23 protein-coding genes are annotated in these 23,669 nt (G+C 64.6%); 12 read left to right on the top strand and 11 right to left on the bottom strand.

Annotated elements, in window-relative coordinates:
* Positions 1 to 47: 47 nt before the first annotated feature.
* Positions 48 to 989, bottom strand: coding sequence for an OmpA family protein (locus tag B5D62_RS20855; protein ID WP_085935878.1), 942 nt, complete (start codon positions 987 to 989; stop codon positions 48 to 50).
* A gap of 577 nt (positions 990 to 1,566) precedes the next feature.
* On the opposite strand from B5D62_RS20855, the gene B5D62_RS20845 reads away from it, so the two are divergent.
* Positions 1,567 to 2,358, top strand: coding sequence for an enoyl-CoA hydratase-related protein (locus tag B5D62_RS20845; protein ID WP_085935876.1), 792 nt, complete (start codon positions 1,567 to 1,569; stop codon positions 2,356 to 2,358).
* 375 nt (positions 2,359 to 2,733) lie between these two features.
* Positions 2,734 to 3,267: a cysteine dioxygenase family protein gene (locus B5D62_RS20840; RefSeq protein WP_085935875.1), complete on the top strand. Its 534-nt coding sequence runs from the start codon at positions 2,734 to 2,736 to the stop codon at positions 3,265 to 3,267.
* Between the two features lie 66 nt (positions 3,268 to 3,333).
* On the opposite strand, the gene B5D62_RS20835 is transcribed toward B5D62_RS20840, so the two are convergent.
* Positions 3,334 to 4,299, bottom strand: coding sequence for a LysR substrate-binding domain-containing protein (locus B5D62_RS20835; RefSeq protein ID WP_218191177.1), 966 nt, complete (start codon positions 4,297 to 4,299; stop codon positions 3,334 to 3,336).
* 47 nt (positions 4,300 to 4,346) lie between these two features.
* Between B5D62_RS20835 and B5D62_RS20830 the strand changes: the two genes are divergently transcribed.
* Both B5D62_RS20830 and B5D62_RS20825 read left to right on the top strand, forming a co-directional pair.
* A complete protein-coding gene (locus tag B5D62_RS20830) occupies positions 4,347 to 5,669 on the top strand; it encodes an aspartate aminotransferase family protein (RefSeq protein ID WP_085935874.1) in 1,323 nt (440 codons plus the stop codon).
* Positions 5,670 to 5,686: 17 nt separating this feature from the next.
* On the top strand, positions 5,687 to 6,694 hold the full coding sequence (locus B5D62_RS20825; RefSeq protein WP_085936004.1) for an amino acid ABC transporter substrate-binding protein: 1,008 nt from the start codon (positions 5,687 to 5,689) through the stop codon (positions 6,692 to 6,694).
* Between the two features lie 29 nt (positions 6,695 to 6,723).
* On the opposite strand, the gene B5D62_RS20820 is transcribed toward B5D62_RS20825, so the two are convergent.
* From B5D62_RS20820 to B5D62_RS20805, 4 genes are all read right to left on the bottom strand, one after another.
* Positions 6,724 to 7,629, bottom strand: coding sequence for an MBL fold metallo-hydrolase (locus B5D62_RS20820; protein WP_085935873.1), 906 nt, complete (start codon positions 7,627 to 7,629; stop codon positions 6,724 to 6,726).
* A gap of 60 nt (positions 7,630 to 7,689) precedes the next feature.
* Positions 7,690 to 8,922, bottom strand: a complete 1,233-nt coding sequence (locus B5D62_RS20815) for an MFS transporter (RefSeq protein WP_085935872.1) — start codon at positions 8,920 to 8,922, stop codon at positions 7,690 to 7,692.
* A gap of 233 nt (positions 8,923 to 9,155) precedes the next feature.
* On the bottom strand, positions 9,156 to 10,541 hold the full coding sequence (locus B5D62_RS20810) for an NAD(P)-binding domain-containing protein (RefSeq protein WP_085935871.1): 1,386 nt from the start codon (positions 10,539 to 10,541) through the stop codon (positions 9,156 to 9,158).
* A 50-nt stretch (positions 10,542 to 10,591) separates the two neighbouring features.
* Positions 10,592 to 10,915 (bottom strand): ArsR/SmtB family transcription factor, encoded by a 324-nt coding sequence (locus B5D62_RS20805; RefSeq protein WP_085935870.1) that lies wholly within the window; start codon positions 10,913 to 10,915, stop codon positions 10,592 to 10,594.
* A gap of 74 nt (positions 10,916 to 10,989) precedes the next feature.
* Between B5D62_RS20805 and B5D62_RS20800 the strand changes: the two genes are divergently transcribed.
* A complete protein-coding gene (locus B5D62_RS20800) occupies positions 10,990 to 11,505 on the top strand; it encodes an arsenate reductase ArsC (RefSeq protein WP_085935869.1) in 516 nt (171 codons plus the stop codon).
* 10 nt (positions 11,506 to 11,515) lie between these two features.
* Complete coding sequence (arsB, locus tag B5D62_RS20795) at positions 11,516 to 12,577, top strand: ACR3 family arsenite efflux transporter (RefSeq protein ID WP_085935868.1); 1,062 nt, start codon at positions 11,516 to 11,518, stop codon at positions 12,575 to 12,577.
* Between the two features lie 18 nt (positions 12,578 to 12,595).
* Here arsB and B5D62_RS20790 read toward each other — a convergent pair whose 3' ends face one another.
* The 4 genes from B5D62_RS20790 to B5D62_RS20775 all read right to left on the bottom strand — a co-directional run bounded on the left by B5D62_RS20790 (position 12,596) and on the right by B5D62_RS20775 (position 16,624).
* Positions 12,596 to 13,396 (bottom strand): enoyl-CoA hydratase/isomerase family protein, encoded by an 801-nt coding sequence (locus B5D62_RS20790; protein ID WP_085935867.1) that lies wholly within the window; start codon positions 13,394 to 13,396, stop codon positions 12,596 to 12,598.
* Between the two features lie 76 nt (positions 13,397 to 13,472).
* Entirely contained in the window at positions 13,473 to 15,260 is a 1,788-nt protein-coding gene (locus B5D62_RS20785) for an acyl-CoA dehydrogenase C-terminal domain-containing protein (protein WP_085935866.1), read from the bottom strand.
* 11 nt (positions 15,261 to 15,271) lie between these two features.
* A complete protein-coding gene (locus B5D62_RS20780; RefSeq protein WP_085935865.1) occupies positions 15,272 to 15,709 on the bottom strand; it encodes a MerR family transcriptional regulator in 438 nt (145 codons plus the stop codon).
* Positions 15,710 to 15,790: 81 nt separating this feature from the next.
* Positions 15,791 to 16,624 (bottom strand): YdcF family protein, encoded by an 834-nt coding sequence (locus B5D62_RS20775; protein ID WP_085936003.1) that lies wholly within the window; start codon positions 16,622 to 16,624, stop codon positions 15,791 to 15,793.
* Here B5D62_RS20775 and B5D62_RS20770 point away from each other — a divergent pair.
* Genes B5D62_RS20770 through B5D62_RS20755 form a run of 4 tightly spaced genes read left to right on the top strand, consistent with a single transcriptional unit; the run spans position 16,617 to position 20,286 of the window.
* Positions 16,617 to 17,141: a gamma carbonic anhydrase family protein gene (locus B5D62_RS20770; protein WP_085935864.1), complete on the top strand. Its 525-nt coding sequence runs from the start codon at positions 16,617 to 16,619 to the stop codon at positions 17,139 to 17,141. The genes B5D62_RS20775 and B5D62_RS20770 overlap by 8 nt on opposite strands.
* A gap of 31 nt (positions 17,142 to 17,172) precedes the next feature.
* On the top strand, positions 17,173 to 17,910 hold the full coding sequence (locus B5D62_RS20765) for a VOC family protein (protein ID WP_085935863.1): 738 nt from the start codon (positions 17,173 to 17,175) through the stop codon (positions 17,908 to 17,910).
* Positions 17,911 to 17,931: 21 nt separating this feature from the next.
* A complete protein-coding gene (locus B5D62_RS20760) occupies positions 17,932 to 18,681 on the top strand; it encodes a DUF2272 domain-containing protein (RefSeq protein ID WP_085935862.1) in 750 nt (249 codons plus the stop codon).
* A gap of 12 nt (positions 18,682 to 18,693) precedes the next feature.
* Entirely contained in the window at positions 18,694 to 20,286 is a 1,593-nt protein-coding gene (locus tag B5D62_RS20755; protein ID WP_085935861.1) for a GMC family oxidoreductase, read from the top strand.
* A 39-nt stretch (positions 20,287 to 20,325) separates the two neighbouring features.
* Here B5D62_RS20755 and B5D62_RS20750 read toward each other — a convergent pair whose 3' ends face one another.
* The gene (locus B5D62_RS20750) at positions 20,326 to 21,003 is read right to left on the bottom strand and encodes a DUF2272 domain-containing protein (RefSeq protein ID WP_139373999.1); all 678 of its coding nucleotides are present in this window, start codon (positions 21,001 to 21,003) and stop codon (positions 20,326 to 20,328) included.
* Positions 21,004 to 21,173: 170 nt separating this feature from the next.
* Between B5D62_RS20750 and B5D62_RS20745 the strand changes: the two genes are divergently transcribed.
* On the top strand, positions 21,174 to 21,923 hold the full coding sequence (locus B5D62_RS20745; RefSeq protein WP_085935859.1) for a GNAT family N-acetyltransferase: 750 nt from the start codon (positions 21,174 to 21,176) through the stop codon (positions 21,921 to 21,923).
* A 24-nt stretch (positions 21,924 to 21,947) separates the two neighbouring features.
* Complete coding sequence (locus tag B5D62_RS20740) at positions 21,948 to 23,669, top strand: long-chain-fatty-acid--CoA ligase (RefSeq protein WP_085935858.1); 1,722 nt, start codon at positions 21,948 to 21,950, stop codon at positions 23,667 to 23,669.

Genomic DNA, 23,669 nt, shown 5'->3' with positions numbered 1-23,669 from the left:
GCCGGGAATGACCCGGCCGCCTCTCGGAACAGATGTTCCGCCCCGTATTACTGGAGCGCGATCACGACGCGGCGGTTCTGCGGCTCGCGGACGCCGTCGGCGGTCGGAACCAGCGGATCGGCCTCGCCCTTGCCGACGACCGAGATCGCCGTGGCCGGCACGCCGTCGCGCACCAGGGCATCCTTGACCGCGTTCGCACGACGCAGCGACAGCGCCATGTTGTAGCTCTCCGGGCCCGACCGGTCAGTATGGCCGGTCGCCGTGATGCGCGCATTGCCCTTGGTCTTGTAGGCGTCAGCCGCCTGCTGGACCGTGGCCAGGGCCTGTTGCGACAGGTTCGCGCGATCCCAGTCGAAGAACACCATGAAGGACGGCGCCTGGACCGGCGGCGGTGGCGGCGGCGGAGCGGCCTCGGCCGGGGCGCCGAACTTGACCTGCAGACCCAGCATCACGCTGAAGTTGTTGTTGCTCCAGCTCGTTCCGGCAACGCTCGGATTGGTCGTGCCGTAGTAGCGGCCGTCGAGGTTGACGCGGAAAGTGCTATCCACGTTCCAGCCGAGACCGACGATGCCCTGATAGGCGAACTGCGTGCTCCCCAGGGAGGAGTCGCTGTCGACGAACGCGATACCGGCGCCGGCGCCGACATAGGGCGTAATGGTCGCGCCTGGCGCGAAATCATACAGCAGGTTGGCCATGACCGAGAGCTGGCCGATCTGGTTGTTGATGGCACGACCCGGGAAACCAATGTTGGTCTGGTTGTTCCGATAGACGCCTTCCAGCTCGACCCTCGGACCGACGAAGTCGTAACCGACCACGCCGCCCGCCGCCCAACCAGTCTGCGGGCTAACAGAATTACCGAGGATGGTGGTGTTGAGCAGCCAGTTCAGGCCGCCTTCCGCACCGATATAGAACCCTGACGACGGCGTCTGGGCCTGTGCCATCACCGGAAGCGCGATGAGCGCTGCGGCGGCCAGCAAAGCCTTTTTCATGGATTTCCCTCATGTACTGAACAGATGGGTGTTGGGGGCGGGGCTGGATTGTTCCAACTCCGCGTCGGATCTGGGGCCCCGCTCCAAGCCCAACAAGCCACGGAAATTTTTCAATTTTATCGTGTTGCGATGCCGCAACAGTACGCCAAACCGACCCCTAATCGTCGGGCGGGGCGGCCATCCGGCTACTAGATATAGTTTTCGGCTTGGTGCCCGATATCGACGTCAATCTTCACGCCAGAAGCGAAAACACCCAGAAAAATAAGGCTCTGCCCATGCAGATACCGAATATTGACAAGGTGGCGGCGACCTAATGCCTGCATGCAGGCACACCATATATTGGAAACGCGGCCGCCTTGCTCAAGGTCTGCCATTTCTGAGATTTCACTTCAGGAAACCCCGCTAACTTTCCTTCGACGAGCCGCTTGGAAAGCGGGTGCCGGGTGCGTCGAGAACGCCGCCGCGCCGATCGCCGGAAACTGCAATTTCCGACTCGGCAATGGCGCGCTTTTGCATTGTCCACGGCGCGGGGTAAACCAGCATTCACACAACGTCGCACCGGAGGACAGGAAACGCCATGGGTCAGTACAGCAAGGTCGATATCGAGGGCCGCCTGATGATCGTCACGATCAACCGGCCGGAGGTCTATAACGCCTGCCATCCGATGGCGAACCAGGAGCTCGTGGAGGCCTTCGACGAGTTCCATGCCAATCCCGATCTCTGGGTCGCCATCATCACTGGCGCCGGCGACAAGGCCTTCTGCGCTGGCAATGACCTCAAGTATCACGCCGAGACCCAGGCCAAGACAGGCAAGCGGCCGGTGCACCCCCTCAAGGGCTTCGGCGGCCTGACCAACCGCCACGATCTCGACAAGCCGGTGATCGCCGCCGTCAACGGTGTCGCCATGGGGGGCGGCTTCGAGATCGCCTTGGCCTGCGACATCATCGTCGCGTCCGACAAGGCGACCTTCGCCTTGCCCGAACCCAAGGTCGGCCTCGCCGCCGGCGCCGGCGGCATGCAGCGGCTGTCGCGCATGATCCCCCTCAAGAAGGCCATGGGCATGATGCTCACCGGTCGGCACGTCTCGGCCAAGGAAGGCTTCGAACTGGGATTCGTCACGGCCGTCGTGCCGCACGCAGATCTCCTCAAGGAAGCTCGCCGCTGGGCCGACGATATCCTCGCCTGCTCGCCCATGTCGGTGCGCGCCACCAAGCAGGTCGTGATGCGCTCGCTCGATGTGCCGGCGCTCGAAACGGCCATGCACAATCTCAATTATCCAGCCTTTGTCGCCATGACCAAGAGCGAGGACACGGTCGAGGGACCCAAGGCCTTCGCCGAGAAGCGCAAGCCCAACTGGAAGGGCCGGTAGTCCCGTCCGGGTTTGCGGACGCACCTGCCAGACAAAAATATCCTCGCGACGCGTGAGCGCCTCGCGAGTTCGGGCGGCGGAGGCTGTCGCCGTTAAATAAACGGAAAAATAACGGGAGCCTTTCACCAAAACCCTTATTTTTCTGCATTTTTCTGATCGCGCCGTCGGAATAAACGGCAGGAAAACGGGAATCATGGGGGTCTGACTGTTTCTCGGCATCGCTCACACCTTCGGCAACGACGGCCATCATAGGGGCCGAGGTCGTGAAGCGACGATTCCGGTCACCATCGAATGGACGACCGCACCTCCGGGCTGCCATGCTTCAACCGGTCCGATCGGCCTCATGCGGAGGGCCGACTGCAGAGGGGAGTCTCCATGTTCGACAAGGACCAGTTCATCGCAGATTGTCGCGCCGCGCTGGACGGCGCCCATGCCTCCCGCAACGTGCGCGAGGTCGTCGCCCGCGCCGTGTCCGACCCCTCGGCCGTGATCGGTGCGCTGGGCGAACCGAAGCCCGGCGGGATCGTCCCGCTGCACCGTTCGCCCGAACTCACGGTCATCAACGTCTTCTGGCCGCCCAACATGGTGATCATGCCCCACGATCATTCGATGTGGGCCGTGATCGGCGTCTATGGCGGGCGCGAGGACAACATCCTGTGGCGGCGCCTGCCGGACGATGCGGCCGGCCGTATCGAAGCCGCCGGCGCCAAGTCGCTCTCGACCAAGGATGTGCAGGTGTTCGGCCCCGACGTCATTCACTCGGTGGTCAATCCGATCCCGCGCGTCACCGGCGCCCTGCATATCTACGGCGGCGACTTCTTCGCTACCGAGCGCAGCGAATGGGATCCCGACTCGCTCGAAGAAAAGCCTTACGACATGCAGAAGGCGCTCAAGATGTTCGAGCGGTAGAGCGACCCGCAAATCCCGCCGTCATGCAGTGGGCGCGATGCGCGCGCTCCAAACGCCGGTCCCGCATCATTTCCTTCCCGGTAGATTTGCCGCGGCGATGGCGCCGCGCAGCCACTTCTCGAACGATGCCGTCCGGGTGCCGCTACGCAAGCCCGGCGCCCTGACGAGGAAATAGGACGCCGCCTCGACGGTGTGGGCGTCCCCGCCGAAAGGCGCGATGAGGCGGCCGTCGCGCAGTTCTTCGGCCGCCAGCATCTCGCTCTCGAGCACCACGCCCAGGCCGTTCACGGCCGCATCGATCGCCATGGTCGAACGATCGAGCCACAACTCATTGGCGGCACGCAGACCCTTCACGCCGACCTGCCTCAGATAGTCGGCCCATGTCAGCGCATTCATGGAATGAATGAGAGGAGCGCGCGCCAGATCCGCCGGGCTGCGCAGACCCAGCGCCTTTGCCAGCGCCGGGCTACAAAGCGGCCGCAGCCGTTCGACCAGAAGCGGCTCGGCCCGCCACGGCGCCGACGGCGCTGCGCCATAGACGATCGCGATATCGAACCGGGCGGTATCAAGGTCACCGGGTTCGGACAGGGTCGACAAGCGCACACGGACGTCTGGATGGGCGCGCAGGAAATCGGGCAACCGGGGTTGCAGCCACTTCGCTGCAAAACTCGGACTGGCGGCGATGACCAGATGGCCCGCCTGAGATTGCGGCGCGACCAGTCCGGTTGCTTCCGAGATGATGCCGATCGCCCGTTCGACCTCGCGCGCATAGATGCGGCCGGCATTCGTCAGGGCAGCACCGCCGGCCTGGCGCTGGAACAGGGATACACCGAGGAAATCCTCTAGCTGCTGGATCTGATGACTGACCGCCGACGGCGTGACGCCGAGTTCCTGGGCACCCTGCGCGAAGCTGCCGTGACGGGAGGCGGCTTCGAAGGCCAGCAGCGCCTTGAGGGGCGGCAGGCGCGGCCTCTGCGCCTGCACAGGTGAGCGCAGTTCAGCGGGTGCTGAGTTCTTTGCTCTGGCTGTCACTCCCACGCCTCCGTATCGACTCGTGACGCTACAGCAAGGATCGAACCATGGATACGGACCTGCGCCAGGCTGCCAAGGATTATCTCGTCCGCTACGGCGGCGACAGCTTCCCCAATCTCTTCCGTTCCGCCAGGGGCACTGTCGTTACCGATAGCGAGGGGCGCGAGTATCTGGATTTCACGTCCGGCCAGATGTGCGCCACCATCGGCCACAACCATCCCGCCATCGTCGAGGCCGTTCATCGCGCCGGCCAGAAGGCATTTCACCTCTTCAGCGGCATGATCCCCGAGGTGGTGGTCGAACTGGCGGCGACGCTGGCGCGCGACTGGCTGCCGGGCGACCTGGAGCGGACGATCTTCATCAACACGGGCTCGGAGGCGACCGAGGTCGCCCTTCGCATGGCCAAGATGTTCACCGACGGATACGAAGTGCTGGCGCTCGGCGGCTCGTGGCACGGCATCACCGGAGGTGCGGGCTCGGTATCGATGGCGAGCGATCGAAAAGGCTACGGCGTCCCGGCGCCGGGCGTCTTCGTCATTCCCGAGCCGAATGCCTACAGGCCCTATATTCCCGGTGCGACCGACGAGGAAGCCGCGCTCGCCAACCTCGATCTCGCGCTCAGGATGTTCGACATGCAGTCGGCGGGCCGCGGTGCGGCCATCATCGTCGAGCCGGTGATCAGCGCCGGCGGTGTGCTGGTTCCGCCTAAGGCATTCCTCCAGGCTTTGCGTCAGGCCGCCGACGACCGGGGCATGCTGCTGATCTTCGACGAGGCGCAGACAGCCTTCGGGCGTATCGGCACCCGCACCGGCGCGGAGTATTTCGGCGTCGTTCCTGACATTATGACCATGTCCAAGACGCTGGGCGGCGGACTGCCCCTTGCCGCGGTCGCCACCACGGCCCGGATCGAAGAGGCACTGCACGACCGCCATTTCACCTACTACACAAGCCATGTCTCCGATCCGCTGACAGCCGAGGTCGGGCTCGCCGTCCTCAAGGTCATCGCCGAGGAAGGCCTGATCGAGCGGGCACGGACCATGGGTGCCTATCTGCGGGGCCGGCTGCAGGAGCTGCAGCAACGCTACGAAGTGATCGGCGACGTCCGCGGCCTCGGCCTGCTCATCGGCGTCGAACTGGTGCGCGACCGTGCCTCAAAGGCGCCGGCGCACGAGCTTGGCGCCTTGACGACGGCCAAATGCTTCGAGAGCGGCCTCAGCATGAACATTCGCCGCCGGCCCGAGCGGGGTTCGGTATGGCGCATCGCCCCACCGCTGACCGTATCGACCGACGAGGTCGATCGTGCGGTCGACATCCTCGAGAAATCGCTGCGCGCGAGCCTCGACCAGATGGCCGCCGCCCGGGCGGCCTAAAGGGAGGAATGCCGACGATGTCTCCCCGTTTCCTGCTCGCCCTTGTCCTTGCTGCTCCTCTTGCCGCCGGCTCTGCCCATGCGGCGACGCTCGATACCGTGAAAACCAGAGGGGCCGTCCGCTGCGGCGTTTCGACTGGATTTCCAGGGTTCAGCCTGCCGGATAGCCAGGGCGTCTATCGCGGCCTAGACGTCGATGTCTGCCGCTCCGTCGCCGCCTCGGTGTTTGGTGACGCGACAAAGGTACAGTTCGTCCCGCTGACTGCTGTTCAAAGATTCACAGCCTTGCAGTCGGGTGAGGTCGACCTGCTGGCCCGCAATGCCACCTGGACCTATGCCCGCAGCGCCCAGCTCGGTCTCACCTTCACGGCCGTGAATTACTACGACGGTACGGCTTTCATGGTTACAAAGACATCGCCGGCCAAATCCGCTCGCGACCTGAATGGCGCCACCATCTGCGCGCAGGCCGGTACCGAGACGTTGCTTGGTGTGCAGGATTATTTTTCACGCAACGGGCTCAAGTTCGCGCCGGTAACGTTCGAGAACGTCGACACGATGAAGTCTGCCTTTGTCGGCGGGCGGTGCGATGCGATGACCAGCGACTCCACGCAGCTCATGGGCATCCGTTCGACCCTACCGACCCAAGGCGACTATCGCCTGCTGCCTGAAGTGGTCACGAAGGAGCCGCTGAGCCCAGCAGTCAAGAGCGGCGACGATCAGTGGGCGAACATCGTGCGCTGGAGCTTCTGGGCGATGGTCAACGCCGAGGAGATGGGATTGACGTCACAGAATGTGAAAGCCGAGGCTGGTGCCAGCACTGATCCCAACGTCCAGCGCTTCGTCGGCAAGACCGGCGATCTCGGCAAGATGTTGGGCCTGGAGCCGGCCTGGGCTCTGAACGTCGTGGCCCAGGTCGGAAACTATGGGGAGAGTTTCGCCCGCAATCTCGGCCCGCTCGGCGTCGATCGTGGGCTCAACCGCCTTTGGCGTGACGGCGGCTTGATGTTCGCGCCACCGCTGCGCTGAGCTCTCCGACCTCGAGGACAGTCGTCCCGTCAACCGACCCGCCCGCGCGCATTGTCGTAGTCCCAGTCGAGCTCGAAACTGTCGCCGGTCGCCTTCACATAGGCAGCGTGCGGCGGCGCGAAATGTGCCGGCATCAGGAGCCCGCCCTGCTCGGCGCAATCGGCCAGCAGGGTGTGGCGAGTCTGGCGCGCCAGGTCACGATCCTCGCAAAACCGACTGTTCCATTTCCACAACGGCACCTGAACCGGATTATGCAAGGCATCGCCGGCAAAGATGGCGCATTTGCCTCGCGACTCGAGATCGATGCGAATCTGCCCCGGCGTATGGCCGGGCGCCGGCTTCAGAATGCAGCAGCCGCACATGCCGTGCTCGCCCGAAACGAACTCCGCCTTCTTCGCCTCCACGATCGGCAACACCGAATCGTTGTAGGTATTGATCTGGTAGGTCTCGGTATCGGGCTTCTTCGCCAGCGCCGCCCAGTGATCGTGATCGGTACGCGACATGACGTATTTGGCATTGGGAAAGGTCGGCACCCACTTGCCACTCTCCTGTCGCGTGTTCCATCCCACGTGATCGACATGGAGATGCGTGCACATCACGAAGTCGATCTCCTCCGGCTGCACGCCCGCCTCGCGCAGGCGATCGAGATAGGCCGTGTTCAGCATGTCGAAACGCGGCATGCCGGGCCGCGGCTTATGGTTGCCGCTGCACGCATCGATCAGGATCGTGTACGTGCCGGTGCGTACCAGCCAGGAATGGATCGATGTCACGAGCCGACCGCTTTCCGGCTGATAGTAGCTCGGCGCCAGCCAGTGCTGCTGGGCCGCAAAGGCGTCCGCCTCGAACTCCGGGAAGAAGTCCCTGGCTGGAAAGCCAGGCCCCATCTGTTCCTCGATGCGCGTGACACGGACGTCGCCGATCTGACGGTCTTGCATGAGCCCTCCTCCTGGTGCCGTCAGTCTGCCCGCAAGACGCCACGCACTCCAGCGAGGCGATCAGGAGACCTCGCCGGCCAGGCCGCGCGGCTGCAGAGCGATGAAGATCGCCAACGCCAGCGCCATGAAGGCCGCGACCACGAGGAAGCCGAGCCACCAAGCATACACGGACATCCCTCCCGCGAGATCCAGCGTCCATCCCATGGCGATCGGGCCGATGAAGCCACCGCCGTATCCCAGCATCGAATGGACCGCCAGGGTGGCGCCTCGCCGCGACGGTTCGGCGGTCCCCGCGGTGCCGGCGGTCAACGACGAGGAATCGAGCCAGATCACGAGCCCGTAGGCGATCACCAGCGCGATGGCGGCGGCATACGAAAGAGTTCCGAGCAGTCCGAGCACGGCGCCCAGCGCAATCGACAACAGCATCGACGCCACGATCAATCGTCGCCGGCCGAAACGGATGGAAGCCTCGTTGCCCACGACGCTCGCTGCTGTGCCGATCAACCCGAGCGCCGTGATCACTACGGTCGGCGACAAGGCATCGTCGATCCGACCGGTCTGTGCGGCGATCCAGGCGAGGAACGCCACGCCCCAGCCGCGCAAGGTGTTCATCTCCAGCGTATGGGCACAATAGGCCAACGCATAGGCCATCGCCGAGCGATTGCGCAACACGGGCCGAAAGTCGAACAGCGCCGGCCCACCCGGGTGACGTGGGATGGAACGGCCGGGCACCAGCAGCGCGACCGAGAGCCACGCCGCTGCTGCGGTGCCGCCACCGATCGCGAACGCCGCCCGCCACCCGAACTGGTCGGCGAGGAAGTCGCCGGCGATATAGGAGAGCGCTCCCGAGATGCCGATGCCGGCGGCATGACCGGTGACCGCGCGCGACATCATCTTCTCGTCAACCTGGTCGGCCAGCAGCTTCAGGCCGGTCATATAGGTGCCGGCCCATCCGATGCCCGCCAGGGCGCGTAGCAGGAGCGCCGTCCAGAAGCCGTCGGCCACCAGCCCGAACAGCACATGCGCGAGTGCCGAGCAGCCAACGCCGAAGAGATAGACGCGCCTCGCATCGACTCGATCTGTCAGCGTCACCAGCACCGGCACCGCCACCATGTAGGCACCGTAGAAAGCGGACGTGATCCAGCCCGCCTCGCTGTTGCTGAGCTGCCAGCGTTGGATCATCTGCGGAAGCAACGCAGGCCAGAAGAACGCACCGATCTGCACGAGGACCTGCGCAGAACACACGATCGCCACGAGCCTGGCGCCGGATATCGGATGGCCTTCAATCCGCATGTGCGACACCGGCGGGAGACGGGCGGCGCACGGCGCACAAGGCGGCAAAGCCGGCTAATGCGACAGCAGTGGAGATCACCAGCACACCGGCGCCGAGAAAGGCCGGCTCCCGATCAAGATCGCCTGACCTCCCACGCGGTCGGAACTCCCATCTCTTCCCCTCCTCCTGGCCGTCGTCCCGGCCGATCGCCCGGCTGAAGCGGCCGGGCGACCTCGTGCCTACGGTCGGTGTGTCAGGAGCAACCACAGCCCTTCTTGCCGTCCGCCGTCACATCGGCAACGCCGCAACCGCTTGCCTGATCTGGCGCCGGACCGCCGCAGCATCCAGCAGCCACGGCGCCAGCAGGGACGCTTGGTGCCGGCCCCGAGCAGACGCCCGTTTCCGGCAACACCAGTTCGACCTTGGCGGCAGCGTCGCGATCGCCCGCAATCTCGGCGACGATGGAACGGACCTGCTCGTAGCCCGTCAGCATGAGGAACGTCGGCGCGCGGCCATAGCTCTTCATGCCGGCGATGTAGAAGCCGGGTTCGGGCTGGCCGAGCTCGCGTGCGCCGTGTGGGCGGACAGTGCCGCAGCTATGGAGGTTGGGGTCGATCAGGGGAGCCAATGCCGGCGGCGCTTCGACGGCAGGATCGAGCGCCAACCTCACCTCGCGCAGGAAGCCCAGATCGGGCCTGAATCCCGTTGCGACCACGAGCTCGTCGACCAGCACGCTGCGGCAGCAACTCCCGTCTCCGGTTGCCACGCGCATCCTGGTGCCCTCGGGGCCGATATGGGAAACCTTGAACCCGCTCTCGACACGGATCTTACCGTCCGCCACCAGCGCGGCGAAGGCCACACCGAGGGCGCCACGGGCGGCAAGCTGATCGCTCGCACCGCCGCCGAAAGCCTTTTCCGGCTTGTCGCCGCGCAGCAACCAGATGACTTCCGTCGCCGGTGCTTCCTCCTTGAGACGCACCAGATCGATCAGCGTCCCCACCGCCGAATGACCGGCCCCGAGGACCGCGACGGTCTTGCCCGCATACCGGCCGCGCGCGGCTCCCAGTACATCCGGCATGCCATAGACGATCCGCGCCGCCATCTCCTCCTCGCCAATGGCCGGCAGGCCGTCTGCACCGGCCGGATTGGGCGAGAACCAGGTGCCGGACGCATCGATGACCGCGTCGGCCTTCAGCGTCCCGACGCCCTTGTCATTGCGATAGCGGACGGTGAACGGCTCGAAGGCGCGACCGTTGCTCTTCATCTTGTCGTATCCGGCCCGCGCGATGGCCGTAACGCGGGTCGATGTCCGGATGCGATCCCGGAGCGGCGTCCGCGAGGCCAGGGGTTCGAGATACTGCGAAACGATCGCGCCGCCGGTCGGATATTCATCGAGCGGCGGCGAATTCCAACCGCCCGCGACCAGCAGGCGCTCGGCCGCCTTGTCGATATTGTACTGCCATGGCGAGAACATGTGCACATGGCTCCACTGGCGGATGGCGTGTCCGACCTCCGGCCCCGCTTCGAGGACGACCGGTTCCATGCCGCGCTCCATCACGTGCGCCGCGGCGGCAAGCCCAACCGGTCCCGCGCCGACGATGGCGACGGTCTTCTTCGTCTTGGTAAGAGCGTCTGGCATTTGTCTTCTCCTCTATTTCCAGAACAATCGAAATATAAAGCCAAAAATTTTTACGCGACCTTCGGCAACTTGAAGGGCGCGCACCCCTTGCCTTCGGCGCAGCATTCCTCGGCCATGTATTCGAGGAGGCCACGCATCAGGGTGTAGTTGGTCCGGCAGATCAGCGTCGTGCCGTCGCGGGTCTGTGTCACGAGGCCGACAGCGACCAGCGCCTTGAGATGGTGCGACAAGGTCGACGCGGCGATATCCAACCGATCCTGCAAGCGACCGACCGGCATCCCCTCTTCTCCCGCGCGCACCAACGCCCGGTAGATGCGGAGCCTCGTGGGGTTGCCCAAGGCTTCCAGGCGGGCAGCGGCATCTTCGATCTTCATGATTGCAAATCTAGTCCGGGCGCCATAGAAATCAAGCCGTATTTCTAGAATTATAGAAATAAAGGAGAACTCTCGTGACCGACCGCACCTTCAACGTCCTGTTCCTGTGCACCGGCAACTCCGCCCGCAGCATCCTGGCCGAATCGATCGTCAATCGCCTCGGCGCAGGGCGCTTCAGGGGCTTCAGCGCCGGCAGCCACCCCAAGGGCCAGGTCCATCCCTACGCGCTCGAACTGCTGAACGGCATGGGGTATCCCACCGAGGGCATGCGTTCCAAGAGCTGGGATGTCTTCGCCGTCGCCGGCGCTCCGCACATGGATTTCGTCTTCACCGTCTGCGACGACGCCGCGGGCGAAACCTGCCCGCTCTGGCCAGGACAGCCGATGACGGCCCATTGGGGCGTGCCCGATCCGGCCGCCGCCGAAGGCAGCGAGATCGAAAGGCGCGCGGCCTTCCGAGCCGCCTTCGCCGCTCTGGAGAACCGGATCCGTCTGTTCCTGAGCCTTCCCCTGGGCAAGCTCGATCGCATGGCGCTGCAGCAGAAGCTCGACGCCATCGGCGCGCGGTCGCCGTCGAGCGCAGCGGCCTGATCGCAGTCTCATGTCCCGCTTCGAACGCTATCTCACCCTCTGGGTGGCTCTGTGCATCGTCGTCGGCGTGGCGCTCGGCCATTTCCTGCCGTCGATCTTTCAGGCGATAGGCTCCGCCGAGGTCGCACGGGTCAATCTGCCTGTCGCGGCTCTGGTCTGGCTGATGATCATCCCGATGCTGGCCAAGATCGATTTCGGCGCACTGGGCCAGGTCGGGGCCCACTGGCGCGGCATCGGCGTCACCCTCCTCATCAACTGGGCCGTAAAGCCGTTCTCGATGGCGGTGCTGGGATGGCTGTTCGTCGGCCATCTTTTCGCGCCCTATCTTCCCGCCGGACAGATCACCAGCTACATCGCGGGCCTGATCCTGCTGGCGGCGGCGCCCTGCACGGCCATGGTCTTCGTCTGGAGCAACCTCTCGGAGGGCGAACCGCACTTCACGCTCACCCAGGTGGCACTCAACGACACCATCATGGTCTTCGCCTTTGCCCCGATCGTCGGCCTGCTGCTGGGCCTGTCCGCGATCACCGTGCCGTGGAGCACGCTGGTCCTGTCGGTGGCTCTCTACATCGTCGTGCCTGTCGTGATCGCCCAGGTCCTGCGGCGACGTCGGCTGGCAGCGGGAGGACAGGCCGGCCTGGCGCGGACCCTCGCTGTGCTGCAGCCCTTGTCCCTGATCGCCCTGCTGGCGACGCTGGTCCTGCTGTTCGGCTTCCAGGGCGAACAGATCATCAGGCAGCCGCTCATCATCGCCTTGCTGGCCGTCCCGATCCTGATTCAGGTCTACTTCAACTCGGGGCTCGCCTATCTTCTCAACCGCGCGACCGGTGAAGCGCACTGCATTGCCGCGCCATCGGCACTGATCGGCGCCAGCAACTTCTTCGAGCTCGCCGTCGCCACCGCGATCAGCCTGTTCGGCTTCGACTCGGGCGCCGCGCTTGCGACAGTCGTCGGCGTCCTGATCGAAGTGCCGGTCATGCTGTCGGTGGTGAAGATCGTCGGCACGACCAAGAGCTGGTACGAGCGCGGCGACGCCGTCCGGCGGAGGGAACGGGTACCGTCCGGTTCCTGATCATGGCGGACTGGGTTGCTACCGCCCCTTGAAGTGCGGCTTGCGCTTCTCGAGAAAGGCATTCAGCCCCTCGAAATGATCCTCGGTCGCCGCACAGGCGGCCAGGCCCTCGGCCTCGCGGTGGCTGTGCTCGTCCCACGAGTTGTCGAACGAGTTGCGGATCAGCCGCTTGGCCGTGGCGAGCGCAATTGTCGGTCCGTCGGCCAGGCGGCGCGCCATCTTCTCGGTCTCGGCCGCAAGCTGATCCTTGGGCACGATCCAGTTGAGGATGTTCTGCCCCTTGGCCTCCTGGGCGGTAAAGCGTTCACCCAGCAAGGCGATCTCGAGCGCCTTCCGCTCGCCGACGATGCGCGGCAGGAAATAGGTCGCGCCACCGTCGGCGCTCAGGCCGATATGGCGGTAGGCGAGCGTGAAGAACGCGTCATCCGCAGCAATGGCGAGATCGCAGGCGAGGATCAACGACAAGCCGAAGCCGGCCGCGGCTCCCTGCACCGACGCCAGCACCGGCTTCGCCATGCGGCGGATCTGGTAGATCGTCTGGTGCGCCTTCACCACGCGCATCTCGAAGCCGGCGAGATGCACCGCCTTGTTCTCGGTCAGCGACTTGTGGAAGCCCTTGATGTCACCGCCCGCCATGAAATGCGTGCCGGCGCCGCGGATCACCACGCATCGCACCGCCGGATCCTTCTCGAACTCGGCTGTGTGCTTGATCAGCAGGTCGGTCATCTCGAACGAGAGCGCGTTCAGCGACTCCGGCCGGTTGAGCGTCAGCCAGCCGATGCCGTCTTTGACTTCGGCCAGAACATGCGGTGCGGACATGGCGCCTCCCCCTTCTACTTGCAGCTCCTCTCCATGCCGACGGAGAGGACCAGGCGTGTGATGTGAGACGCGTTCCCTAGAACGCTTCGGCCGGCAATGCCATCAGCGTCGCCGCCCCTGCCTTAATGGTGTGATTGAGCGACGTCGTCTGCGGCAGGATCCGCGCCATGAAGAAGCGTCCCGTGGCGATCTTGGCCTCGTAGAAGGCCTTGTCGCCGCCGGTCGCCAGACCCTTGTTGGCCGCGACCACGATCCGGTTCCACATGTACGCCATGGCGGTCAGCGCCATCAGGCGCAGCAGGTCGGACGCGGCGGCGCCGGCCTCGTCGTGATTCTTCATCGCGTTCTGCATCAGGAACAGCGCCGCGTCCTGCACACGACCGAGCGCCTTCTCGAGCGGCTCGACGAACTCCTTCATCTTCTCGTCGCCCTTGTGGGCGCCGACGAAGCCCGCGATCTCGCCCAGCAGCCGTTGCGCCGCTGCGCCGCCCTTCATGGGCAGCTTGCGACCGACCAGGTCCAGCGCCTGGATGCCGTTGGTGCCTTCATAGAGCTGGGTAATGCGCGCATCGCGCACCAGCTGCTCGACGCCGTTCTCGCGGATGAAGCCGTGGCCACCGTAGGTCTGCACCGCCAGATTGGCGCATTCGCTGCCCATGTCGGTGAAGTAGGCCTTGATGATCGGCGTCAGCATCTGGATCAGGTCGTCCGCCGCCTCGCGCTTCTTGGCGTCCGGATGACGATGCGCCTCGTCGATCAGCATGCCGACCCACAGCGCCAGCGCGCGTGCCGCCTCGGTGAACGACTTCTGCGTCATCAGCATGCGCCGCACGTCGGGATGCACGATGATGGGATCGGCCGGCCCGCCGGCGTTCTTCGGCCCGGTGAGCGAGCGGCCCTGCAGGCGATCACGCGCATAGGCGACAGCGCTCTGGTAGGCGCACTCGGCAATGCCGAGACCCTGCATGCCGACGCCGAGCCGGGCTGCGTTCATCATCACGAACATGGCCGGCATGCCCTTGTTCAGCTCGCCGACGAGCCAGCCCTTGGCGCCGTCGAGATTCATGACGCAGGTCGACGACGCCTTGATGCCCATCTTGTGCTCGATGGCGCCGCAGCGGATGCCGTTGCGCTCGCCCACCTTGCCGTCGGCCGTCGGCAGGAACTTCGGCACCAGGAACAGCGAGATGCCCTTGGTTCCCCCCGGCGCGTCCGGCAGGCGCGCCAGCACCAGATGGATGATGTTCTCGGTGAGGTCGTGCTCGCCGGCCGAGATGAAGATCTTGGTACCAGAGATCGAATAGCTGCCGTCCGCCTGCGGCTCGGCACGGGTGCGGATCAGGCCGAGATCGGTGCCGCACTGGGGCTCGGTCAGGCACATGGTGCCCGACCAGGTGCCGTCGGTCAGCTTGGGCAGATAAAGCTTTTTCAGTTCGTCCGAGCCGTGCTGCGCCAGCGCCTCGTAGGCGCCGTGGCTCAGCCCCGGATACATGCCGAAGGACTGATTGGCCGCCGTGATCATCTCGGTGATGGCAAAGCCGACCGTCGCCGGCAGGCCCTGGCCGCCATAAGCCGGATCGTTGGTCGTCGCCGTCCAGCCACCTTCGCAGAACTGCCTGTAGGCCTCCTTGAATCCCTTGGGCGTATGCACCACGCCGTTCTCGTAGGTGCAGCCCTCCTCGTCGCCGGAGCGGTTGAGCGGGAACAGCACGTTCTCGCACAGCTTGGCCGCCTCCTCGAGGATCGCCTGGATCGTGTCCGGCGTTGCGTCCTCGTAGCCGGGCAGCTTGGCGAGACTCGAGACGTCCAGCACCTCGGTCAGAACGAATTGGATGTCCTTCAGCGGGGCCTTGTAGACGGCCATGATCTTCCTCCTCAGTCCTTCGCCAGATCGATGCCGCGCTTCCTGAGCTCGGTCGCCGCCTGGCTTTCCACTTCCCTGAATTCCTGGATGTGCGCGTCGAGATCGCGGCGCCGGCGCTCGAGATCCTCGATATGCAGGCGACTGCGCCGCAGCAGCTCCCGCAACTGCTGCACACCCGTCCGATCGACCTGGTAGAGATCGAGCAGTTCCTTGATCTCGGCGAGCGAGAAGCCCAGGCGCTTGCCGCGCAGGATCCAGCCCAGCCGGGTCCGATCGCCTGCGCTGTAGAGCCGGGTCAGCCCCTGCCGCCGAGGCTTGATCAGCCCTTCGTCCTCATAGAAGCGAATCGTCCGGGCCGTGATGCCGAATTCCCGCGCCAGTTCCGCAATGCTGTAGATGCGCTGCAGGTCGCGCTGGGTTTGGGTGCTGGCGGGAGCGGCGACGGACATAACGAGAGCGTCATAGTTAACGTTTACGTAAACGTCAATGGAGCTTTACGTAAACGGAAGCCTACTCGCGTCGCCATGGCCTCAATGCGGACCGGTGCGATTGCCGGCGAGATCGTAGCCCGCGAGCAGGCGTGCACCGTAGCCGTCGTCGACCAATCTCTGCAGCGCGTCTCTCACCTCCTCCGGCACGGGCTGCGGCAGCGAGAACCCGAGAGAGGGGTAAACGATGATCCGGTGCAGATCTCCGACGAGAGCGGACAGCGTGCGCTCCGGGTCCGCTTCGCGCTCGAAATAGTCGAGGACATCGATGGCCTCGCACTGCATCAGAAGATCCACGTCGGCCCACTGGATCCGGCCGGTCGCGAAGCCCCGGCGCGTCATATAAGGCTTGGCAACGACCACGAGCCGTCGAATCGCGATACCGGCCTGCTCGGCGGCCGCTCGGCCACAGACGAAGTTGTCGCCGGTATTCTGGGCTCGGTCCTCCCTCAAGATGGCTTTCGCGGGAACCCCCTCGGCAATGGCGATGTCGGCAAAGACATGCGCTTCCGGCCGATCCCAGCCCGTGTCCAACAGTCCTCCACGGTGCGCGATGCCACCGGACATGATGACTACCGGCGCCCATCCTTCCCGCCAAAGAGCGGCCGCATGTACGGCTGCTCGGGTATCGAAACTGCCGAGGACCAGGATCGCGTCCGATCGCGCCGGCGAATGGACCAGGCGCATGTACTGCCACACCACGCGCAGGGCAGAAGCGATGTCGGGCGCGTTCCAAGTCATTGTCGTCTGGCGATCCCGGAGAAAAACGAAAATCCCATACCTGGCCCGGTGGCCTAAGGTTGCACGAGAGACGGCACGCGGGAAGTCGTGTAGGTCACTGTTCAACGTTCCGGAGGAAGAAGCCCCAATGGCCATCTACCAGCTCAATGACCGCAAGCCGATCATCCCCGCCTCCTGTTACATCGCCGAGGAAGCCGTCATCATCGGTGATGTGCGGCTGGGCGAACGGGTCAATATCTGGTTCGGCGCCGTGCTGCGCGGCGACAACGAGCCGATCGTGATCGGCGACGACAGCAACATCCAGGAGAACTGCGTGCTGCATACCGATCCCGGCGCGCCCCTCACCATCGGCCAGAAGGTCACGGTCGGCCATCAGGTGATGCTGCATGGCTGCACCATCGGCGACGGCTCGCTGATCGGCATCCAGGCCGTGGTCCTGAACCGCTCGGTGATCGGCAAGGACTGCCTGGTCGGAGCCGGCGCCGTCGTGACCGAGGGCAAGAGCTTCCCGGATCGCTCGGTGATCTTCGGCTCTCCGGCAAAAGTGGCGCGCGAGTTGGACGAGCAGAACGCCGTGCGGCTGGCGATGAGCGCGGAGAGCTACGTCCATCGCGGCCAGAACTACAAAGCGAATCTGAAGCGGATCGGCTGATGGTCTGCCGCGGGCGGAGCGCTCTCCCAGCATGATCGCATCCCTCGACCATGTCGTCCTGCGGGCGCCGTTCGGCGAGGCGGCGGTGGCGGCCTACGAGACGCTGCTCGGTCGGCGCGCCGAGAGCAGTCGCTTCCAGCTCGGCAATGTCGGCTTGGCCATCGAGAACGAAGCGACGACCGCCCATCTCGCGTCGATGGCCTTCGCGACCGAGTCGCTCGACAAGGCGGAACATCTGCTGCAGCGACGCAACGTGCAGACTACGCGCGCGGGCTACGGCCTCGCCCTCGATCCCGCGGCGACTCATGGCGTGCCGATCGCCCTGATCGAACGCAAGGACAGGCCGGTCATGTCCGATCTGACGGGCGCCGACGAAGCGGCTGCAATCGCCGGACTGGATCACATCGTGATCCGCACGCCCAATCCGGAACGCGCCGTCGCCTTCTATGGCGGCCGCCTCGGGCTGGATCTGAGGCTCGACCGCAGCAACCCGCAATGGGGCACGCGCCTGCTGTTTTTCCGGTGCGGTGATCTGGTCGTCGAGATTGCGCACGATCTCGGCAAGGGTGTCTCCGCTGGTCCCGATCAGCTCTGGGGTCTGAGCTGGCGCGTGCCCGACATCGCCCGCGCCCACGCGCGGCTGCAGAAGTCGGGAGTCGAGGTTTCTTCACCGCGCGACGGCCGCAGGCCAGGCACGCAGGTTTTCAGCGTGCTAAGCCACACCGCGAACGTGCCCACGATCGTCATCGGTGGCCTCGGGCGCTGGTAGCATCGCCACAGGGAGACGGAAATGCGTCGCCTCTTGTTTCCACTTCTCCTCGCCGCAAGCGCTGCGGCCTGCGCGCCGCAGCCTCCGCGTCAGGCCGGGCCGCTTCCGCCGCTCGGGCCCTGCCCGGCTTCCACCTGGCATCCCGAGGCGCCGCCACCGACGGCCAGCAAGAAGACATCGATGGTGCTGCTCGCCGTCGCGGAGTGGTTCCGCTTCGGACAGCAGACGGTCGACTATCCCAGCAACGGCGCGCCGCAGGTCGAACGCAGCGGCATGCAGGAGGGCGACGCATTCGCATCCGAGCGTGTGCGCGATTACTGGAAGAGCGTCGGCCGGCCCAATCTCAGCGGAGCGAACCACGAAGTTCCGTGGTCAGCGGCGTTCATCTCCTGGGATATCGAAAGCGCCGGCGTGCCGCGCGATCAGTTCTGTCCCGATGACCGCCACACGATCTATGTCGAGCGCATGGTCCAACGCGCGCGCGAGCCCGATCCGGCGTTCATTCCGCGACGCCTGAACGAGCGAGCGCCGCAGGTCGGCGACCTGATCTGCTCGTCCCGCGCCGGTGGCAAGACGACGCTCGACAATCTCGATCGCGGCCCGGGCCATTGCGATATCGTCGTCGAAGTGCGCGCCCGCGAACTAATTGCAATCGGCGGTAATGTGGATGATTCAGTCACTCGCAGCGTATTTCCTCTGGACGCCAATGGCTTTTTATCGCCCATTTCCGCCCGACCCTTCTTCACCGTAATCGAGAACAGACTGCCGTAGGAAAGAACGAAGATGTCTTGGCCGTACGACTACATCATCATCGGCGCCGGATCCGCCGGTTGCGCAATCGCCAACCGGCTCGCCGAGGACTACGCCCTGCGGATCCTGATCCTCGAGGCCGGGCCTGCCGATGACTCCTTCAAGCTCAAGATGCCGGCGGGGTTCGCCAGTCTGGGCGAGACGACGCCCTACAACTGGCGCTACGAGACGGTGCCGCAAAAGCATTGCAACGACCGCCGCATGTACTGGCCGCGCGGCAAGACACTCGGCGGTTCGTCCTCGATCAACGCCATGCTCTATGTGCGCGGCCACGCATCTGACTATGACCACTGGCGCCAGCTCGGCAACGAAGGCTGGAGCTACGACGACGTGCTGCCGTTCTTCAAGAAGGCGGAGAACAACGAACGCGGCGCGGACGATTTCCATGGTACGGGCGGTCCGTTGAACGTCGCCGACCAGGCGGATCCGGCCAAGATCAACGAAGCGTTCCTGAAGGCCTGCGAACAGGCCGGCCACAAGCGCAACAAGGACTTCAATGGCCCGACGCAGGAAGGCGTCGGATACTTTCAGGTGACGCAGAAGGACAGGCAGCGCTGGAGCACGGCGTCGGCCTATCTGCGACCGGCGGTCGAGCGCAACAAGAACAACGTCCATGTCCTCTCGGGCGCCGTCGTCGAGCGCATCATCCTCGACCAGAACCAGGCGATGGGTGTGCGTTACCGCTACAAGGACCAGGACGAAGTGGCCCGCTGCAGCCGCGAGATCATCCTCTGTGGCGGCGCCGTGAACTCGCCGCAGCTGTTGATGCTGTCCGGCATCGGTCCGGCCGACCACCTGAAATCGGTCGGCATCCATCCGCTGTTCGATATTCCCGGTGTCGGCGCCAATCTGCAGGATCACCTCGACGCCTCGATCCTGCAGTTCTGCAGGACACGCGACACCTACGACACCGCCAACAAGCTGTGGTCGCTCTACCAGTACTGGAAGGACAAGAAAGGCCCCGGCACCTCTCCCATTGCCGAGTCCGGCGGCTTCATCAGTACGAAGCCTGGCCTGGCAGCACCCGACATCCAGTTGCATTTCCTGCCGGCGCTGGTGGTCGATCACGGCCGCACCAAGATGAAGAAGAACGGCTACAGCCTGCATGTCTGCACGTTGCGCCCGGAAAGCCGCGGCACCATCCGGCTGGCCACCAAGGACCCGAACCAGCATCCGTTGATCGACGCCAACTATCTGGCCGAGCGCAAGGATCTCGACACGCTGATCGAGGGCGTGAAGATCGGTCGGGACATTCTCGCCCAGTCGGGCCTCGACCCCTATCGGGCCGAAGAGTTCCAGCCGGGCGCCATAGCCAAGAATGATGTCGAAATCGAGCGCTGGATCAGGGCCCGAAGCGAGACGATCTACCACCCGGTCGGCACCTGCAAGATGGGGCCGGACAACGATCCCATGGCGGTGGTCGACCACGAGTGCCGGGTGCGCGGCATTCAGGGACTGCGCGTGGTCGACGCCTCGGTGATGCCGACGCTGGTCGGCGGCAATACCAATGCCCCTACCATCATGATCGCCGAGCGCGTGGCGAGTTTCATGCAGGGCAAGGGCTGATCGTCCTTAGCCGTGTAAGACCAGGCGCACCGTCGACGATCAGGTCGCCCGGTTCTCCACGACCATCATCCAGAGCTTGCCTGGCGTCGGCGCCAGGCGGCCGCGGCTGTCGATGGGATAGAGGCTCATCGTCACGCTGTTCTTCACATTTCCCCCCACCGCCTGCACATAGCCGCCGCGCACGTCGGTGACGACGTCGCAATGGCTGGCGGTGCTGTCGATGCGGCGGTGCGCCATGGCGGGGCTGGCATAGCGCCAACTCGCTCCTGCGGTTCCCGAACAGACGAGATCGCCCGGCTTGGGCGAATATTCATTCGGCGCATGGAGCAGGAACGCGGTGCTGCGGCTGCCATGCTCGCGATCGTAGAGCGCCGACAGATACTGACCATGGCGGCCCGCGGCCGGGAAGCCACCGGCGCCGGAATGCTTCATGACCCAGGACACGAAGGCGCCTGACCAGGGCCGGCTCGAAGTATGGCCATTCCATTCCGGATGGCCGCAGCTCCCCCAATAGTCGCCGACGCGACTGGAAAGCGGCTCGCTGCGCTCACTCACGCCGGCCCGATTGGTATAGCCGCCGGCCGCCCCGCCATAGACGACGGTCGAACGGCCGAAACGTGTCCATTCTTCCCACGCGACCAGGGCAGTCCTATTGGTCGGTGGCCGATCGGCATAGCCGCCTCGATCGGCGGTACCGCAGCCAAAGAGCAAAAGCACAAGGAAAAGCAGCGCTGGCAGCCGCAAATCGACCAGGTCAAAGGACCATCGGGACTGCGGCCGCCAGCAAACACGAACATCGCCGAAGGGGAGGCGTTCATGTATCACTTGCAGTTCATACTCTAGCTTTATGTTTTTATTTGATTATCTTTTAGCACAAACGATCACCAATGTCACTGCCCTTAAACCACACTCTCATCCGGCAACTGGAAGACCGCTGCTTCCGCGCCTGGCCCGCTCTCGACTGCCGAACCGAGCATGGTTGGCTCCAGAGATTTTCAGGCGGCTATACAAAAAGAGCAAATTCTATCAATGCCTTAGGATCTAATACTCAATTTACACTACAGATTAAGGACGAGCTGGAAGCGGCTTACTGCGAACGCAATCTGCCGCCGATCTGGCGGTTGACGCCGCTGGCGCCGGAAGACGTCGATGCCACCCTCGCGGCCCAAGGTTATCGCCGCATCGACGAGAGCTACATCCAAGTGGCATCCCTCGATGATCGCTTCGCCGCCGATCCCGTCGTGACCATCGCGCCTGCCCCGTCGCCGAAATGGCTGGCCGGCTTCGCGGCCCTCAGCCCCGTGGCACCGCATCATCGTCAGACGATGGCGCGCATGCTGACCGCCATCGAGTCACCGGTGGGATTCGCCCAGGTCGAGCAGGCAGGCCGGCTCGTGGGCTTCGCGCTCGGCGTGGTCGACGGCGACCATGTCGGCCTGTTCGATGTCCTGGTGGCCCCCGAAGCCAGACGTCGGGGTCTTGCGCGCCGCCTCACGCAAAGCATCGGCGCCTGGGGCTGCCAGCACGGCGCGCGCTTTGCCTATTTGCAGGTCGTGGCCACGAACGAAGCGGCCTTGCCGCTTTACGCAACCCTCGGCTTCAAGACTGTCTACTCCTATGCCTATCGTGTGCCATAGTCGTTGCAGGAGGAACGACTCAAAATGGCACAATATCCGTGGGAATCGAGCTATCCACCGGGCGTGAAGTGGGAACTCGACGTCCCGCGCACGACGATCCACCAGATCTTCGAAGAGAGTTGCGCGAAATACGGCGACAAGCCGTTCACGGATTTCCTCGACAAGGTGATGAGCTTCCGCGACTACAAGGAAGCGTCAGACCGCGCGGCGGCCGGCTTCCAGAAGCTGGGCGTGAAGCCCGGGGTCAATGTCGGCCTCTACCTGCCGAATACGCCTCACTACCTGATTGCCTTCTTCGGCGTGTTGAAGGCCGGTGGACGGGTCGTCAACTACAGCCCGCTCGATGCCGCGCGCGAGCTTGAATTCAAGATCGGCGATTCCGAAACCGATATCCTGGTCACGCTCGACGTCGCGGCGCTCTATCCAAAGATGGCCGCCATGCGCGGCAAGACGCGGCTCAAGAAGCTGATTGTCGGCTCCATTGCCGATTACCTGCCGTGGCCCAAGAACTGGCTCTACCCCCTCGCGAAGAAGAAGGAACTGTCGCCGTGGCCGCGCGACGACTGGCACATGTCCTTCAAGGACCTGCTGGCCAATGACGGCAAGTACGTCCCTGCCCCAGCGCCAGCCGATCCGTGGGACGAGGTCGCGATCCTGCAATATACCGGCGGCACCACGGGCCTGCCGAAGGCGGCCATGCTGACCCATGGCTGCGTCGTTGCCGCGACGCTGCAGGGCGCCGCCTGGACCACGCCCTACACCAAGGCCGGCACCGAAAAAGTGGTGTGCGTGCTGCCGTTGTTCCACATCTACGCACTGTCCGGAATCATGATGGGCGCGGTGCGCAACGGCAACGAACTGATCCTTTATCCCCGTCCCGACATCGACCTCATCATCCAGGATCTGACCAAGAAGAAGCCGACCTTCCTGCCCGGCGTCCCGACGCTCTATACTGCCATCAACAAACACCCGAAGGCGCAGGGGCTCAATCTCAAGGCGCTCAAGATCTGCATGTCCGGCGGCGCGCCGTTGCCTGTCGAGGTCCAGCAGGCCTTCGAGAAACTGACCGGGGCGACCCTGATCGAAGGCTACGGCCTCACAGAGACCTCGCCCACCGGCGCGATCTGCCCGGTGGACAAGAGCGTGCGGCGCGTCGGCTCGTGCGGCGTTCCGATCGTCGGCACCATCATCGAGATCCGCGATATGGATAATCCCGACCGCGTCCTGCCGCCGGGCAAGGAGCATGTCGGCGAGGTCTGCATCATCGGCCCGCAGATCATGAAGGGCTACTGGAAGAAGCCCGACGAAACCGCCAAGGTCCTGTTCGATCACCCCGGCAGCCGCTGGAAGGGACTTCGCACCGGCGACATGGGCTATATGGATGCCGACGGCTGGCTCTATCTGGTCGATCGTTCCAAGGACCTGATCATCTCCTCCGGCTACAACGTCTATCCCCGCATGATCGAGGAAGCGGTCTACGAACACCCGGCCGTCGATGAATGCATCGTGATCGGCATTGCCGATCCCTATCGCCAGGAAGCGCCCAAGGTATTCGTCAAGCTGAAGCCGGGTGCCAGCCTCACCTTCGAGGAGTTGAAACGGCATCTCGAAGGCAAGATCGGCAAGCACGAGATGCCGGTCGCGCTCGAGATCAGACCGGAGCTGCCCAAGACTCCGGTCGGCAAGCTCTCCAAGAAGGAGCTCAAGGAAGAGGAGCGCGCCAAGGCCCAGGCCAAAGCGGCATGA

Origin of the sequence: Enhydrobacter aerosaccus (genome assembly GCF_900167455.1) — a bacterium.
Lineage (GTDB): Bacteria > Pseudomonadota > Alphaproteobacteria > Reyranellales > Reyranellaceae > Reyranella > Reyranella aerosaccus.
Note: the sequence above shows the minus strand (reverse complement) of the source record. Positions and strands in the feature narration are given on the sequence as shown.